The sequence below is a fragment of the Duganella hordei genome, assembly GCF_040369125.1.
GTDB lineage: Bacteria > Pseudomonadota > Gammaproteobacteria > Burkholderiales > Burkholderiaceae_D > Rugamonas > Rugamonas hordei.
Genome location: NZ_BPWI01000017.1, coordinates 54,355 through 69,315, shown reverse-complemented (window position 1 = coordinate 69,315; position 14,961 = coordinate 54,355). Strand labels below are relative to the sequence as shown.

Below are 14,961 nucleotides of genomic sequence, written 5' to 3'. Positions count from 1 at the left end.
TGCTACAACGCACGGTGCAGGCTGCTATACAATCGCAGTATGGTGTCTTACCATATCCACTGGCCCGGAGGCTGCGATGTCCACCACCCATACTTTCCGCCCTGATTACGTCGGCGCCGAAGTCGTCGAAGCCGGCATCGAAGTTGCCGACCGTAAAGGTGCCGACAGCGCCGCTGCCTACCTTAGCCATCGCGGCGTGCCCGAGGAAGTGATCCAGCGCGTGGTGGCCGAGCCGGAGCACCGGCGCAATCCCGGCCGCCTGCGCAGCCGCGACGAACGGCTGGTCGAGGAAGCGTCCCGCTTCAAATTCAAGGTGTAAATTCGAATAGTTGCGCCGGCGTATCCCACAGTACGCGCCGGCGCTCCTGCTCGTCCGGCAGCCACTGTGCCAGCAGCTGCCGTTGCCCGGCGTAGCTGGCGGTCTTCTCGAACAGCGTGTGGGGCCAGTCGCTGCCCCACATCATCCGCTCCAGGCCCAGGTGCTCGCGCAACAGCGGCATGGCCTGCAGCGCCACTACCTCGCCCCGGCCGTTGGCGCCATTGCGATATGCGCCCGAGAGCTTGACCCACAGCCGCCTGGATGCGCCCTGTGCCAGCAGGTAGCGGAATCCCGGATCGTCGATGCCGAGCGCCGGATCGGGACGGCCGAAATGGTCGACGACGACATTGAGTCCGGCGTCGAGCAAGGGCGCGATCAGCGGCGGCAGTTCGCGGGCGGTCTGATGCACCTCGACCTGCATGCCGCGCTGCTGCAGGCGTTGCAGCAGGCTGCGCCACGCGGGCGCGGCAAAGTCCGGCGCGGCCAAACCCACCTGATTCAAGCGTATGCCCATCACGCCGGCCTGATGCAGCGAGTCGAGCTCCTCGTCGGCGATGGAGGGCTTGACGACGGCGATGCCGCGCAGGCGCCGCGGATAGCGCCGCAATACGTCGACCAGATAGCTGTTGTCGGTGCCGAGAAAGCTGGGCTGGACGATGACGCCGTGGGTGACGGCGTTGGCGTCCTGCAGTGCGAGGAATTGTTCCGGCGGCGCGTCGTAGCCGGAGGGCGCGCGGCGCTTGTCGGGCATCGGCAGATTGTGCAGGAAGACATGCGCGTGGCAGTCGATGGCGTACATGGTGGTCGGTCTCTTGAAAATGGAGCAGGCGCTGAGTGTAGCCAGGAAGGCGGCTGATTGAAACTGGCGGCGGTTCATGCGGGCCTCCTCACGCTGGAATGGCGTCGAGCTTGCGGCCGCGGGTTTCCGGCAGCATCAGCACCGTCAGCACCACCAGGCCGTAGGCGATGGCGGCGTCGATGCCGATCGCCTCGCCCAGCGGCATGGATTTGCTCATGTAGCCCACCAGCACCGGGAAACCGGCCGAGGCGATACGCCCGAAGTTATAGCAGAATCCCACGCCGGCGCCGCGGATATGGGCGGGATACAGTTCGTTGAACAGCGCGCCCAGGCTGGCCGGTATGCCGGCCGCGAAGAAGCCCAGCGGGAAGCCGAGCACCAGCATCTCCATGTTGGTCAACGGTATCATCAAGTAGATCAGCACCGTCACCGTCGAGCAGAGGGCGAACAGGGCGACGTTGCGGCGCCGGCCTATGCGGTCCAGCAACTGGGCGCTGGTGATGCAGCCGAACCAGAAGGCGATGATGATGACCGCGAGATAGCCGCCGGTGCTCAGCACGGATAGATGGCGTTCGGTCTTCAGATAAGTGGGCAGCCAGGTCATCAGCGCGTAGTAGCCGCCGTGCGCGCCCATGCCCAGCAGGCTGCCCAGCAACGTCGTTTTCAGCAGGGCGGGGGAGAAGATGCCCACCAGCGGCACGCTGTCGCCGCTTGCCGGCGGGGCGGCGCGGCGTTCCGGTTCGGGTATCGAGCGGCGCACATAGACCACCAGCAGCGCCGGCAGCAGGCCGATGACGAACATCACGCGCCAGGCCATGTCCGGCGCCAGCCACGAGAACAGCACCGTATAGAGAATGACCGCGCCGCCCCAGCCGACCGCCCATGCGCTCTGCACGGTCCCCATGGCCTTGCCGCGGTGTTCGTTGCGCATGGTTTCGGCCATCAGCACCGCGCCTGCCGCCCATTCGCCGCCGAAGCCGAAGCCTTGCAGCGCCTTGAGCACCAGCAGTTGCGGGAAGGTCTGCGCGAACGAGCAGAGAAAGGTGAACACGGAGAACCACAGGATGGTCAGTTGCAGCGTGCGCACGCGGCCGATGCGGTCGGACACCGCGCCGCAGAACCAGCCACCCAACGCCGACGACACCAGCGTGACGCCGCTGATCAAGCCGGCCTGGGTTTTGTCGAGCCCGAACGCCGCGATCAGGGCGGGAATGGCGAGTGTAAACATCTGCACGTCCAGGGCATCCAGCCCCCAGCCGCTGAAACATGCCCAGAACGTCTTGCGTTCGAGTTTGGACACCTGGCGATACCAGCTAAACATGTGCGTCTCCTTGTTTTATTCATTTAAACATATATATGTTTAAATGAATCTTAGGCCCCGGATTAAAACCTGTCAACAAGAATCGGTATGCTAAAGTATGGATATCCATATCTATAGTCATACAGAGCAATCCATGAATGCCATCAAACTGGAATACGACGACCGCCTGCCCCTGTACCAGCGGCTGCGCGACGATATGGTGGCGAGGATCACGCGCCGCGAATGGCAGGTCGGCGTGGCGATACCCACCGAGACCGAGCTGACCAGGATGTACGGCGTGGCGATCGGCACTGTGCGCAAGGCGGTGGAAACGCTGGTGGCCGACGGCCTGCTGGAGCGTAATCAGGGGCGGGGGACCTTCGTGCGCAGGCCGACGTTCGACGCCTCGCTGTTTCGCTTCTTCCGTCATCAGATCAACGGCGATCCGCGGCAGGTACCGCAGGGACGCGTGCTGAAACGAGGCCTGGCGCCGCCGCCGGCCGCCGTTGCCGCCGCGCTGGGACTGCCAAAGACGGCGCAGGCGATACGCCTGGATCGCTTGCGGCTGGTGGATGGCAAGACTGTGTTGATCGAGGAGATCTGGCTGCCGCGCGCGCCTTTCGCGCCGCTGCTGAAAATCGAGCCGGAGCAGTTCGGCGATCTGCTGTACCCGATGTACGAGGAGCGCTGCGGCGTGGTGATCGCGTCTGCCCAGGAAACGCTGACCGTCGATGCGGCCGATGCCCGCGACGCGGCGGCGCTGTCGCTCAAGGCAGGCCAGCCGGTGGTGGTGATCGAGCGGCTGGCTTTCGGCTACGACCGCCAGCCGCTGGAGTGGCGCCGCTCGCGCGGCCCGGCCGAGGGCTTCCGCTACCAGATCGAGATCCGCTGACGCCGGCGCTCCATTCTCGTAGGACTGGGACCACATAGTGTTATGTTACTAACCTACATATGCCGCACACGGCGTCCTAGGGTACAGCGCACATAGCGGGCATATAGTGTGTTCATCAGGTCGGTAACGATCTGCAACCTATAGAGGCTCGCCATGTACCAAGCAACCCGTACTTCCGTATCCAGTAACGCCGTACCCAATATGCAGGCGGAGATCTGCGTCAACCCGGCCGTCAGCCTGATCGGCGCCCAGCAGAACGAGCTGCTGCGTGCCTTGTCGCGCGAGGAGTTGATCAGCCTGTTCGAGCACCTGGAACTGGTGCCGTTGGCCGCCGGCAAGCACCTGTTCGACTTCGGTGAAAAGATGGATTACGCGTACTTCCCCACCAACGCCATCGTCTCGCTGCAGTTTGTGACGGAAGACGGCGGCGCCAGCGAGATCGCCGTGGTCGGCCGCGAAGGCGTGGTCGGCGTATCGATGTACGAAACCGAACGCGCCAACTGCTCGGCGGTGGTGCAAAGCGCCGGCTACGGCTACCGCATCAAGGGGGCGGTGCTGCGCACGGCATTCTTCGGCGGCGGCGCGCTGGCCCAGCAATTGATGCGCCATACCAGCGCGCTGTTTGCGCAGCTGGCGCAAACCGTCGCCGGCGTGCGTCACGGCAGCATCGAACAGCGCCTGTGCCGCTGGCTGCTGGAACGCCTGGACCGCTCGCAGTCGAACGAATTGAAAGTAACCCAGGAAATGATCGCCAACATGCTCGGCGTGCGCCGCGAAAGCATCACCTGCTGCGCCGGCAAGCTGCAGGAAGAGGGCCTGATCGAATATCGCCGCGGTACCGTCATCGTGCTCGATCGCGGCGCCATGGAGCAGCGCGCCGGTGGCTGCTATGTCGCCGCCTAATGCAGATACCTGGGTGCCTGCTGGAGCTCATCCAGCTTGCGCTGCACCAGTTTGTACCAGGCGACCGCCCACCGGTTCGCCATCATCGATTCCTCGACCGTAGCGGCAGACATGCTGCGACTGACGGCCGCCATTTGCCGATGCAGGGCATAGGCTGGGGCGGGCGGTTTGCGGCGGAGGCGTGAGATATCCATGACCTCATTCTGACTTCCATACCCCTTGCCGGCTGTACGCTAGCCCACGTTTATCGCATACCTGCTCATCCGTACTGAAAACTATCTGCACCACAGCGGCACCGCCGTGGCGTCCAGCTTGCGCGGCAGCAGACCTTCGCCAAAGAAGGCGTCGGCGATGCGCTGTTGTTCTCCCAGCGCTTCCTTCAACACCGGACGCACATCGTAGCTGCGGCGGCTGTTGGCCAGTTCCACCGTTTTCGCATCCAGCCCCCAGACGCACGCCGGCCTGCCGCTGGCGTCCGGTACGATGAGGCTAGCCTCGCCGCTGATCGGAAGGCACCGACAACCGCGCCGAAGCGATGCAAGCCTACCTCGACTGGGAGTTCGGGCTGGTCGCGCAACTGGCGCGCGACGGCACGCACGGCTTCCGCGTGTATGCGGCTTAAGTCTGTGGCCTGAGTCGGATGCTTTATGCATGCGTTGCATTTTGGGTGCAATGCAGCGTAAATCTGTTCATAGTTATCTAGCGGTAACACTGTTCCGTTATACTGCGTTCAGGCTGCACAGATGGCCAGTTCCTCCATCACTTTCATGAGAAAAGTCACCATGACTATTACAAAGCGCTTGATTTTGACACTGTCGTTGGCGTTGCTAGCGCTGATATTCGTTGGCATCACCGGACTGACGCAGTTGTCGCGCGCGCAGCAGCGCCTGGATATGGTCCAGACCCGTTTGATCCCCAGCATCGCCGGCTTGAACCTGGCCAAGGGCTCGCTGGCCGACAGCCGCCTGGCCGGCTATCGCCTGTCGGTGTTCTCCAACCTGGCCGACAAGACCGCGCTGGACAAGGCATACAACGATGCCCACGCCAAGTTCGACGAGATTCTCAATAATTATGAAAAAAATAACATCTTCGACGAGACCGATCGCAAGATGCTGGACGCGGACCGCGCCAACATGGCCGCCTACCGCCAGGCGCTGATTCCATTCGTGGCCGGCGCCCATGCCGGCGACATGGACGCCGTGCGCGCCACGCTGCAGGCCGGCACGCCGCTGGCGCTGTCCGCCGCCGCCGTCAAGAAGGGCTTCGACGACCATATCGAATACAACAACAAGCTGATCGCCAATGTGCGCGACGAGAGTATCGCGGCCTACAACTTCGCCTTCCGCCTGATGGTGAGCGTGATCGTCCTGGGCCTGCTGGCCACCGGCGCGCTGGCCTGGCAGCTGTATGTCATCATCAAGGGCAGCCTGGCATCGATCCGCGACACGCTGGAAGACGTAAGCCAGTCGCTCGACCTGACCCGCCAGATCAAGATCGAACGCATGGACGAAGTCGGCCACACGGCGGTCGCCTTCAACAAGCTGCTGGAGCAGATCGCCGGCGTCATCGACACCGTGCGTGCCTCGACCACCGCCGTCGGCTCGGCTTCGCAGCAGATCGCGGCCGGTACCGGCGACCTGTCGCAGCGCACCTCGTCGCAGGCCGCGGCGCTGGAACAGACCGCCGCCAGCATGGAACAACTGACTTCGACCGTCGGCCAGAACGCCGACAACGCCCGCCAGGCCAACCAGCTGGCGCGTTCGGCGTCGGACGTGGCGGCGCAGGGCGGCACCGTGGTGGACCAGGTGGTGATCACCATGGGTTCGATCAATGAATCGTCGCGCAAGATCGTCGACATTATCTCGGTCATCGACGGCATCGCCTTCCAGACCAACATCCTGGCGCTGAACGCCGCCGTGGAAGCGGCGCGTGCCGGCGAACAGGGTCGCGGCTTCGCCGTGGTGGCGACCGAGGTGCGCAACCTTGCACAACGCTCGGCTGCGGCGGCCAAGGAAATCAAGGCGCTGATCGACGACTCGGTGGAGAAGGTCGGTTCCGGCACCAAGCTGGTGGAGCAGGCCGGTACCACGATGCAGGAAGTGGTCGCCAGCATCAAGCAGGTGACCGACATCGTCGGCGAGATCAGCGCCGCCACGCAGGAACAGAACGACGGCATCGCCCAGGTGCACTCGGCGGTGACGCAGATGGACGAAACCACGCAGCAGAACTCGGCGCTGGTGGAAGAAACCGCCGCCGCCGCGCAAGCCCTGCGCGACCAGGCCGATACGCTGGAACGCGCGGTCAGCGCGTTCAAGATCAATGCTTCGCATGCCGCCTACGTTGCGCCTGCGCCCGCACGTCCGGTGCGCACCGCCACCGTTGCCACGCTGCCCAAGCCGCGCGCCAAGCCGGCCGCCAAGCCGGCTCCCGCAGCGACGCAGAAACTCAAGTCCAGCGCCGCCGCCACCTCCAGCGGCGAGTGGGAAGAGTTCTGATCCGGGGATAGGAGCCAGACTGCGCGGCGGGATTTTCCAGCCCGCGCTACAATCCAGAACCAACGCGCCACCCCTGCCGTGGCGCGTTTCTTTTGGAGGGTGGTGATGGAGCATAATCGTCTCGGAAAATCCGGTCTGCGCGTGCCGGAACTTAGTTTTGGCACCGGCACTTTTGGAGGAGGCAACGACTTCTTCAAAGCCTGGGGCAGCACGGACGCCGGCGGCGCCTCTCGCCTGATCGACGTCTGCCTTGAACACGGCGTGTCGATGTTCGATACCGCCGACGTCTATTCGGACGGTCTGGCGGAGAAGATCCTGGGCCAGGCCATCAAGGGCAAGCGCAACCGCTTGCTGATCTCCACCAAAGTCACTTTCCCCAGCGGACAAGGCGCCAACGATTTCGGCTCCTCGCGCCAGCATTTGATCGATGCGGTCGACCAGTGCCTGCAGCGGTTGGAAGTCGATCACGTCGACCTGCTGCAATTGCACGGACAGGACAACAACACACCGGTCGAGGAAACGCTGGCCACGCTCGACCAACTGGTCCGCGACGGCAAGGTGCGCTACATCGGCGGTTCCAATTTCTCCGGCTGGCACATGATGAAGTCTCTGGCCGTGTCGGACCGCTACGGCTATCCGCGCCACGTCGCGCATCAAATCTACTACTCGCTGCTGAACCGCGACTACGAGTGGGAGCTGATGCCGCTGGCGGCCGACCAGGGCGTGGGCGCGATGGTCTGGAGTCCGCTGGGCTGGGGCAAGCTGACCGGCAAGATCCGTCGCGGCCAGCCGGCCAAGCCCGGCACCCGCGCGCACGACATCGCCGGCACCGGCCCGCATTTCGAGGAGGAGCGGCTGTTCAAAATCGTCGACGCGCTGGATGTGGTGGCGGAGCAGACCGGCAGGACGATACCGCAGGTGGCGCTGAACTGGCTGCTGGGGAAGAAGACCATTTCCAGCGTGATCATCGGCGCGCGCGACGAGCGGCAACTGATCGATAACATCGGCGCCACCGGCTGGCGCCTGACGGCCGAGCAGAACGCGCTGCTGGAAGCGGCCAGCGACGTATCGCCGGCTTACCCGGTGTGGCACCAGCGCGGTTTCCCGATGCTGAACGAGCCGCGTTAAAAGTTCTTGATCAGGGTCGCGCGCAGCGAGCGCGATTCGATGGGGTGGAAGTGGATGTCGTCGACCGGCGCCGCTTCGCCCTTCAGCTGCGACGCATAGTAGTAGTCGATGGCGGAGTCGCGGCGATTGGTCAGGTTGAAGGCTTCCAACTCCAGCGTCAATCCCTTTTTGATCTTCCAGCCCAGGCGGCCGTTCAGCGTCAGGCTTTGCTTCGAGCGCACGCTGTTGTCCTCGATGAGCGGACGCGGGCCGAAGAAGCGCAGCTTCAACGAGCCAGAATAGGGGCCGCCATCATCGACCGTGACCGCCAGCTGGCCGGTACCTTCGATGGCGCCGGGGATGTAGCTCCGCTCCGGCAGATCGCCGCGCGAGCGGGCGCGCGCATAGGCCAGGTCCAGGTCGATGGACAGCCATTTCAGCGGCTTGTAATAGTTCGAGAATTCCACGCCGTAGCGGCGGCTCGGCGGTCCCGCTTCGGTGGTGCCGGCATCGCCGGCATAGGTCAGCTCCGAATCGAAATCCAGGCGGTACACCGACAACGAGGTTTGCAGGCCCGGCAGCCATGTGCTGCGCGCGCCCAGCTCCATGCCGCGCGAACGCACCAGCGGCGAGACCTTGCCGGTGGCGTCACCGGTCTTCGGATCGACGCGGATGGTGGCGCCGCGCGCGTCGTTGCTGTGGAAGCCGTTGCCGATGTTGGCGTACAGTTCGGCCGTCTGCCACGGTCCGTAGATCAGGCTCAGGCTGGGGCTGACCAGATGGTCGCTGGCCTTGCCGGTGTTGGCGGCGAGGTCGCTGCGCACGTCGAAGCGGTAGCTGTCGACGCGGGCGCCGGCCACGGTGCGGAAGGCGTTGTTCCAGCGCGTGCTGTTCTCGACATACAAGCCGGCGCTGGATTCGACGATGTGGTCTTCGCGGGTGACCGACAGCGTCTTGCGCGCCTGTGTGCTGAGCAGGCCGTTGAAGATGTTATCGTTTTGCAGCTGCAGGCCGATGGTGGTCTCGCTGTTGCCGGTGTCCGTGTGACGGTGCCAGCTGTGGCTCGCATTCAGGCCGCTGGTGACGCGCTTGTCCGGCTGCGCGAACTGGTCGCCGTGCACCGGGTCGTCCATGAAGTAGGTGAAGTTGGAATACAGGTCCAGCTGGTTGGCGATGACGTAGGCGTTGACCCTGGACGCACTGTCGTCGGTGGTGCGGCGCCAGGCGCCGGACAGGCTGTAGCGATGCGATTTGCCGCCGTCGGTCGGGTCGATGGCGTCGTTGCGGCCTATCTGGCCGTCCTGCGCGGCGCGCAGCGGGATTTGGTCGGTCGAGTTCCAGTCGGCACGGTAGACCATCAGGCTGACGTTGAAGCCGTTGTTGGCGTAGCCTTCGCTGTAGCGCAGCACGGCGTTCAGCTTCTGATAGTCGTCCGGATGCGTGAACGGGCCGTCGTTGTGCAGCGCTTCGACCGCGTACAGCAGGCTGCCGTTGCCGGCTTCGATGGAATCGGCCAGCAGCGCGCGGCCGTAGCCGTGCTGGCCGGCGGACACCGTCGCCACGCCTTGCAGCAGGCGGTTCGCATACACCACGGACGCCGTGCCGGCCGAGGCGAAATCGCCTTCCTCGGCGGAGTAGGGGCCTTTCTTGTAGTCGAGCCGCACCGCCAGTTCCGGGATCAGGAAGTTCAGGTCGGTCCAGCCCTGGCCGTGCGCGTGGCTGCGCTGGTTGACGGGCATGTCGTCGACGGTGGTGCGCAGGTCGGTGCCGTGGTCCAGGTTGAAACCGCGCAGGTAGAACTGGTTGGCCTTGCCTTCGCCGCTGTGCTGGCTGACGATCAGGCCGGGCGCCGCTTCGAGGATTTCGCCGGGACGGTAGACGGTGCGCGCGGCCAGCTCCTGCTGAGACACGCTGCCGGCGCTGGCCGCGTCGGCCACGCCCAGCTGGCTGGCGCGCGAACCGTCGACGATCACCCTCTGCAGGATATCATCGGCATGCGCCACGCCTATCGCCAGCAACGCCAGCGGCAGCAGCCTTTTAACGGGTGGTTTGATCGATGCTGCCTTGATCGAAGATGAGAGTCTGGATAGGGCCATCGGCTTGCAGGTTGACTGTGTTCTTTTGCGATGGCTGGAAGTCTATCAGCAAGGCGTTGTGGATGCGAGCGGCCGGCGCCAGCTTTACGCCCTTGATTTCCTGGAAGATGACGACGCTGTCGGCGTCGGCCTTCATGCCTACCCATTGCAGCGGCAGGCGCTTGTGGTCCGGGCCTTCGATGTAAAACTGTTTTTCAACGTAGCGGCGCAGCGGCTGTTCGCTGTCCGGCTGGCCCAGGTCGAAGCTGCGGCCGTAGAGATTGGTCAGCAGCGTGGCGAGATCGTGCGCGGTGTAGGTGTGCACGATCTCGGTGCTGCCGGTGCGCTCGTTGTAGCTGATGTCGGCTATGCCCATGTGAAAATTATGGGCGCTTGCCGCCGTGCCGGCCAAGGCCAGCACGGTTGCTGCAATAAGTCGCATGGAACGAAACATCATTCAGCCGCCGGTTCCTTCGAGCCCTTGTCGGCGCCCTTGGAGTCCTTGCCCTTCAGCGGCGTGTTGAAGTCGCGCATCAGGTTGTTGCGATCGCGTTCGGTCTTGAACAGCTCGACGCGCGACTGCGTTACCTTGCGTGGCCAGGCGTTGTTGCTGGTGTCGATGTCGGCGGTCTCCCAGTACGGGTCCTGCACCAGGCCCACCATCGGCTCGTCGGTGACGATCAGCTTGGTGATCTTCTTCGGCGAGTAGCGCCATACTTCGGCCGGCACGCGTTCGATGTACTTCTTGCCGCTCTTCAGTTCAATCTCCAGCACCAGCGGCATCACCATGCCGCCCAGGTTGGAGAAGTCCACCAGGTACAGGTGCTTGCCCTGATCCAGCAGCTTCTTCTCCCAAGGCTCCAGCTTCTCGATCGCCTCGGCATAGGTGTTGCGGTCCTTGTTGGTGACGGTGAACTCGTCGTGCTCGTTGTAGAAGTCCTTCAGTTCAGGGTGCGCGTCCAGGCGTTTAGGCAGGGACTTGTTGCGCTGCTCGGACAGCGAAATCGGCTGCGCGTCCTTCTGCGCTTTCTTCCAGGCCTTTTCCTTTTCCGGATCCTTGGTATTCACGCCGTATTCGCTGATGCCGTCGATGCTGATGTCGACCGCGTCGGTGGTGTAGAACCAACCCCGCCAGAACCAGTCAAGGTCGGTGCCGGAAGCGTCTTCCATGGTGCGGAAGAAGTCGGCCGGGGTGGGGCGCTTGAACTTCCAGCGGCGCGCGTATTCCTTGAAGGCGTAGTCGAACAGGTCGCGGCCCAGGATGGTTTCACGCAGGATGTTCAAGCCGGTGGCCGGCTTGGCATAGGCGTTGTTGCCGAACTGGAGCAGCGACTCCGAGTTGGTCATGATCGGCACCTGGTTCTGGCTGCGCATGTAGTCGACGATGTTGCGCGGCTCGCCGCGGCGCGACGGGTAGCCGTCTTCCCATGCCTGCTCGGCCAGGTACTGCACGAAGGTGTTCAGGCCCTCATCCATCCAGGTCCACTGGCGCTCGTCCGAGTTGATGATCATCGGGTAGTAGTTGTGGCCCACCTCGTGGATGATCACGCCGATCAGGCCGTACTTGGTCTGCTGCGACCAGGTCACGGCGCCGGTCTTCTTGTCCTTGGCCGGACGCGGGCCGTTGAACGAGATCATCGGGTATTCCATGCCGCCGACCGGGCCGTTGACCGAGATCGCGGTTGGATACGGGAAGTCGAAGCTGTACTTGTTGTACTGGTCGATGGTGTGGATGATGGCCTGGGTGCTGTACTTGCCCCACAGCGGGTTGCCTTCCTTCGGATAGTAGGACATCGCCATCACGTTGGTGGCGTCCTTCTTAAAGCCCTGCGCATCCCAGATGAACTTGCGGCTGGAGGCCCAGGCGAAGTCGCGCACGTTGGAGGCCTTGAAATGCCAGGTCTTGGCGGCTGTGCTGACCGATTTCTCGGCCTTCTCGGCTTCTTCCTGCGTGACGATGACGACCGGCGCGGTGGCGGTGCGGGCCTTGGCCAGGCGGTCGCGCTGGGTCGCGGTCAATACGTCGTTGGCGTTCTGCAGTTCGCCGGTGGCGCCCACCACGTGGTCGGCCGGGACGGTCAGCTGCACATCATAGTCGCCGAATTCCAGCGTGAATTCGCCGGAGCCGAGGAACTGCTTGTGCTGCCAGCCCATCACGTCGTAGTAGGCCGCCATGCGCGGGTACCACTGGGCGATCTCGAACAGGTCGTTCTTGTCTTCTTCGAAGTGCTCGTAGCCGGAACGGCCGCCCAGCACCAGTTGTTCGTTGATGTTGTAGGACCAGTCGATATTGAAGGCGTAGCTCTGGCCAGGCTTCAACGGCGTCTGCAGGTCGATGCGCATCATCGTGCGGTTGATGGTGTACTTCAGCGGCTGGCCGCCGGCGGTGACGTTCTTGATATTGAAGCCGCCGTCGAATTCACGGCCGGCCAGGATGCCGCGCATGCCTTCGAACTTGTAGCCGTCTTCCGGATTGCGCGGCTTGGCCCACGCTTCGCGCGAGGGCTGGGTCAGCATCATGCGTGCGTCGGAATCCTTCTTGTAGATGTTCTGGTCCAGCTGCACCCACAGGTAGCTCAGCGTATCAGGCGAGTTGTTGTGGTAGTGGATCTCCTCGCTGCCGCTGATGGCGCGCTTGGCCTCGTCCAGCGTGGCGCGGATCTTGTAGTCCGCGCGTTGCTGCCAGTAGGCGGCGCCAGGGGCGCCGGAAGCGGTGCGGTAGGAGTTCGCGGTCGGCAGGATCTCGTCCAGTTGACGGAACTTGTCGTCGAAAGGTTCCGCCGCAAAAGCGGACACCGTGAAGCAAACAGCCAGAAAGCCTATAGTCTTGCGCATAGTTTGTATTCCTGATCTTTACCCGAAGAAAAGAAATAGTGTATAGCAAGTTTTCAAAGAATAACCGGCTGATACAATAAAATACAAACTAAGTCACAGTTAATATAGTTGATTTACTTGATTTGCAACTGACGCTCCTGGAACTCGAAATGGGCGTCGTCGGTGGCGATCATGGAGGCGCTTGGAACGTCCAGCCTCATCAGCGGGGAACCCTTGCCGCTGTTGGCTTTCTGCCAAACCGGCAGGCCTGCGCCGTTGGGATTTCCGGTCTTGATGAAGTTGGCAAAATACGCCTGCATCTGCGACGACAGCGCCGCATCCTCCGCAGTCCATGAATACACTTTATTTCCCGGCAGGTTACCCAGCGCGTATTCGATTTCCACCGAGTGGCCGGCGCCGGTCTCGCCCGGACGCGGATGCGAGTAATAGTAGCGGTAGACCGGCTTGCCACCGGTGCGGGCATGGGTGTCCAGCCACTTCCAGGTGCCGTAGGCGATGAAGCGGTCGCCGGCCAGGTCGGTGGCGGCCTGCATCACGTCGCCGCTGTAGGCTTGCCGGGCGGCGGCCGCGCGCTCGCCGTAGAGTTGTTTCAGCGCGCTGTCGAAGTTTTCGGCGGTGGCTTCCTTGTCGCCCAGGATCTGCCTATAATGGCCTTCCTGCGAATTCCAGCCGGCCAGCAGCGGCACCTTGGCCTGCTCGCCCGCCGCGTACATGGCGGCTGGTTGACGCGGCAGCACGTAGCCGTCCTGGATCGCGCTGAACCACGGAGTGCCGGGCTGCTTCAGGGTTTCCAGCAACTGCTGCGCGGGCAGGGCGCGCAGCGCGGCCAGCGTCGGCGCGCCGATTTTCTCGGCGAACGCCGCGCCGTTCTTTTCCGCCTCGGCCAATGGCGGCGGGGCGTTCAGGCCGAGCAGCGAGCCGCTCTCGCCGATGGCGCCGGCGATCAGCCCCTTGGACAGCGGCGTAATCATCTGCGCGCTAACCGACCACGAGCCGGCCGATTCGCCGGCGATGGTCACCCGCGCGGGATCGCCGCCGAAGGCCGCGATATTCTTGCGCACCCATTGCAGCGCGGCCGCCTGGTCCATCAGGCCGTAGTTGCCGGACGCCTTGTTGGGCGATTCGGCGCTCAACTCGGGATGGGCCAGGAAGCCGAAAACATTCAGGCGATAATTGACGGTCAGCGTGACGATGCCTTGTTTGGCCATGGTTTCGCCATCGTAGCGCGGCTCGGAACCGTCGCCGGCAGCGAAGCCGCCGCCGTAGAAGTAGACCAGCACCGGCAGTTTGGCCTTGGGCGACTTGGCCGGTGTCCAGACGTTCAGGTACAGGCAGTCCTCGCTGACGCCGCTGGAGCGGAACACCATGTCGCCGAACAGCGGCAGCTGCATCGCGCGCGGGCCGAAGTGATCGGCCTTGCGCACGCCTTTCCACTTTTGCGCCGGCTGCGGCGCCTTCCAGCGCAGGTCGCCGACCGGCGGCGCCGCAAACGGGATGCCCTTGTACGATGTGACGCCCGACGCTTCAAGCGTGCCCTCGACCACGCCGGTGGCGGTGGCGGCGCGCGGCGCGGAGGCGGCCTGGGAATTGAAAGTGATGGCACTGGCGGCGATCAACAGCAAACCGAATTTGTTCATATCGTCTACGAAAAGTGGAATGGTAGCGGTAACTATAGCTGGAAGCGAGACGATTGGCGACATTTTGTTGTGCAAAACGTGCAGCAGGTCTACATTCGTACTTACCCAAACTAAAACGGAGATGAATATGACCGGTATTTTTAAACGACTGCTGTCGCTGACGATCGCATTGGGTTTGCTGGCCGCCGCGCCGGCCACCTTCGCGCAGGGGAAGGGCAACGCCGACGACGCCACCGCGCTGGTGAAGAAGGCGGTGGCGTTTTACAAGAAGTACGGCAGGGAGAAGGCGCTGGCGGAGTTCAGCGATCCGAAAGGGCAGTTTATCGACCGCGACCTGTATATCTTCGTGATCGATCAAAAGGCCAAGATGCTGGCGCATGGCACCCTGCCCAAGATCATCGGCAAGGACGTCATCGAGATGAAGGACGCCGACGGCAATTTCCTGTTCAAGAACATGCTTGAACTGGTCAATTCCAAGGGCAGCGGCTGGGTCCATTACAAATGGCCGAATCCGATCACCAAGAACATCGAAGCCAAGTCCACCTATCTGGAAAAGGTCGACGACCTGGTGATCGGCTGCGGCATCTACAAATAAGCCG

Annotated in this window: 13 protein-coding genes and 2 pseudogenes; 7 read left to right on the top strand and 8 right to left on the bottom strand. The window is 63.3% G+C overall.

Going from position 1 to position 14,961, the window contains the following annotated elements:
• Positions 1-76 precede the first annotated feature (76 nt).
• Positions 77-319 (top strand): hypothetical protein, encoded by a 243-nt coding sequence (locus ABWW33_RS27605; RefSeq protein ID WP_176651517.1) that lies wholly within the window; start codon positions 77-79, stop codon positions 317-319.
• On the opposite strand, the gene ABWW33_RS27600 is transcribed toward ABWW33_RS27605, so the two are convergent.
• Entirely contained in the window at positions 309-1,196 is an 888-nt protein-coding gene (locus ABWW33_RS27600) for an amidohydrolase family protein (protein ID WP_353404647.1), read from the bottom strand. The genes ABWW33_RS27605 and ABWW33_RS27600 overlap by 11 nt on opposite strands.
• Positions 1,197-1,206: 10 nt before the next feature.
• Positions 1,207-2,439 (bottom strand): MFS transporter, encoded by a 1,233-nt coding sequence (locus ABWW33_RS27595; protein WP_176651516.1) that lies wholly within the window; start codon positions 2,437-2,439, stop codon positions 1,207-1,209.
• Positions 2,440-2,572: 133 nt separating this feature from the next.
• Between ABWW33_RS27595 and ABWW33_RS27590 the strand changes: the two genes are divergently transcribed.
• Together ABWW33_RS27590 and ABWW33_RS27585 are read left to right on the top strand one after the other, a co-directional pair.
• A complete protein-coding gene (locus ABWW33_RS27590) occupies positions 2,573-3,310 on the top strand; it encodes a GntR family transcriptional regulator (protein WP_353404646.1) in 738 nt (245 codons plus the stop codon).
• Positions 3,311-3,511: 201 nt separating this feature from the next.
• Complete coding sequence (locus ABWW33_RS27585; protein WP_353404678.1) at positions 3,512-4,213, top strand: Crp/Fnr family transcriptional regulator; 702 nt, start codon at positions 3,512-3,514, stop codon at positions 4,211-4,213.
• Here ABWW33_RS27585 and ABWW33_RS27580 read toward each other — a convergent pair.
• On the bottom strand, positions 4,210-4,407 hold the full coding sequence (locus ABWW33_RS27580) for a hypothetical protein (protein WP_353404645.1): 198 nt from the start codon (positions 4,405-4,407) through the stop codon (positions 4,210-4,212). The genes ABWW33_RS27585 and ABWW33_RS27580 overlap by 4 nt on opposite strands.
• Positions 4,408-4,488: 81 nt before the next feature.
• A pseudogene (locus tag ABWW33_RS27575) lies at positions 4,489-4,665 on the bottom strand (aliphatic sulfonate ABC transporter substrate-binding protein); the annotation flags it as partial.
• A 4-nt stretch (positions 4,666-4,669) separates the two neighbouring features.
• Here ABWW33_RS27575 and ABWW33_RS27570 point away from each other — a divergent pair.
• The 3 genes and pseudogenes from ABWW33_RS27570 to ABWW33_RS27560 form a co-directional block, all read left to right on the top strand.
• Positions 4,670-4,835 (top strand): annotated as a pseudogene (locus tag ABWW33_RS27570) (rhodanese-like domain-containing protein); the annotation flags it as partial.
• A gap of 160 nt (positions 4,836-4,995) precedes the next feature.
• Positions 4,996-6,708, top strand: a complete 1,713-nt coding sequence (locus tag ABWW33_RS27565) for a methyl-accepting chemotaxis protein (RefSeq protein ID WP_353404644.1) — start codon at positions 4,996-4,998, stop codon at positions 6,706-6,708.
• A 105-nt stretch (positions 6,709-6,813) separates the two neighbouring features.
• Positions 6,814-7,836 (top strand): aldo/keto reductase, encoded by a 1,023-nt coding sequence (locus ABWW33_RS27560; RefSeq protein WP_353404643.1) that lies wholly within the window; start codon positions 6,814-6,816, stop codon positions 7,834-7,836.
• On the opposite strand, the gene ABWW33_RS27555 is transcribed toward ABWW33_RS27560, so the two are convergent.
• From ABWW33_RS27555 to ABWW33_RS27540, 4 genes are all read right to left on the bottom strand, one after another.
• Positions 7,833-9,911: a TonB-dependent receptor gene (locus tag ABWW33_RS27555; protein WP_353404642.1), complete on the bottom strand. Its 2,079-nt coding sequence runs from the start codon at positions 9,909-9,911 to the stop codon at positions 7,833-7,835. The genes ABWW33_RS27560 and ABWW33_RS27555 overlap by 4 nt on opposite strands.
• Entirely contained in the window at positions 9,853-10,332 is a 480-nt protein-coding gene (locus ABWW33_RS27550) for a DUF6702 family protein (protein WP_353404641.1), read from the bottom strand. Before ABWW33_RS27550 ends, ABWW33_RS27555 begins: the two co-directional genes overlap by 59 nt.
• 11 nt (positions 10,333-10,343) lie before the next feature.
• The gene (locus tag ABWW33_RS27545; protein WP_353404639.1) at positions 10,344-12,725 is read right to left on the bottom strand and encodes a M1 family metallopeptidase; all 2,382 of its coding nucleotides are present in this window, start codon (positions 12,723-12,725) and stop codon (positions 10,344-10,346) included.
• Between the two features lie 113 nt (positions 12,726-12,838).
• Positions 12,839-14,362 (bottom strand): carboxylesterase/lipase family protein, encoded by a 1,524-nt coding sequence (locus tag ABWW33_RS27540; protein ID WP_353404637.1) that lies wholly within the window; start codon positions 14,360-14,362, stop codon positions 12,839-12,841.
• Between the two features lie 127 nt (positions 14,363-14,489).
• On the opposite strand from ABWW33_RS27540, the gene ABWW33_RS27535 reads away from it, so the two are divergent.
• A complete protein-coding gene (locus ABWW33_RS27535; protein ID WP_353404636.1) occupies positions 14,490-14,957 on the top strand; it encodes a cache domain-containing protein in 468 nt (155 codons plus the stop codon).
• Positions 14,958-14,961 lie beyond the last annotated feature (4 nt).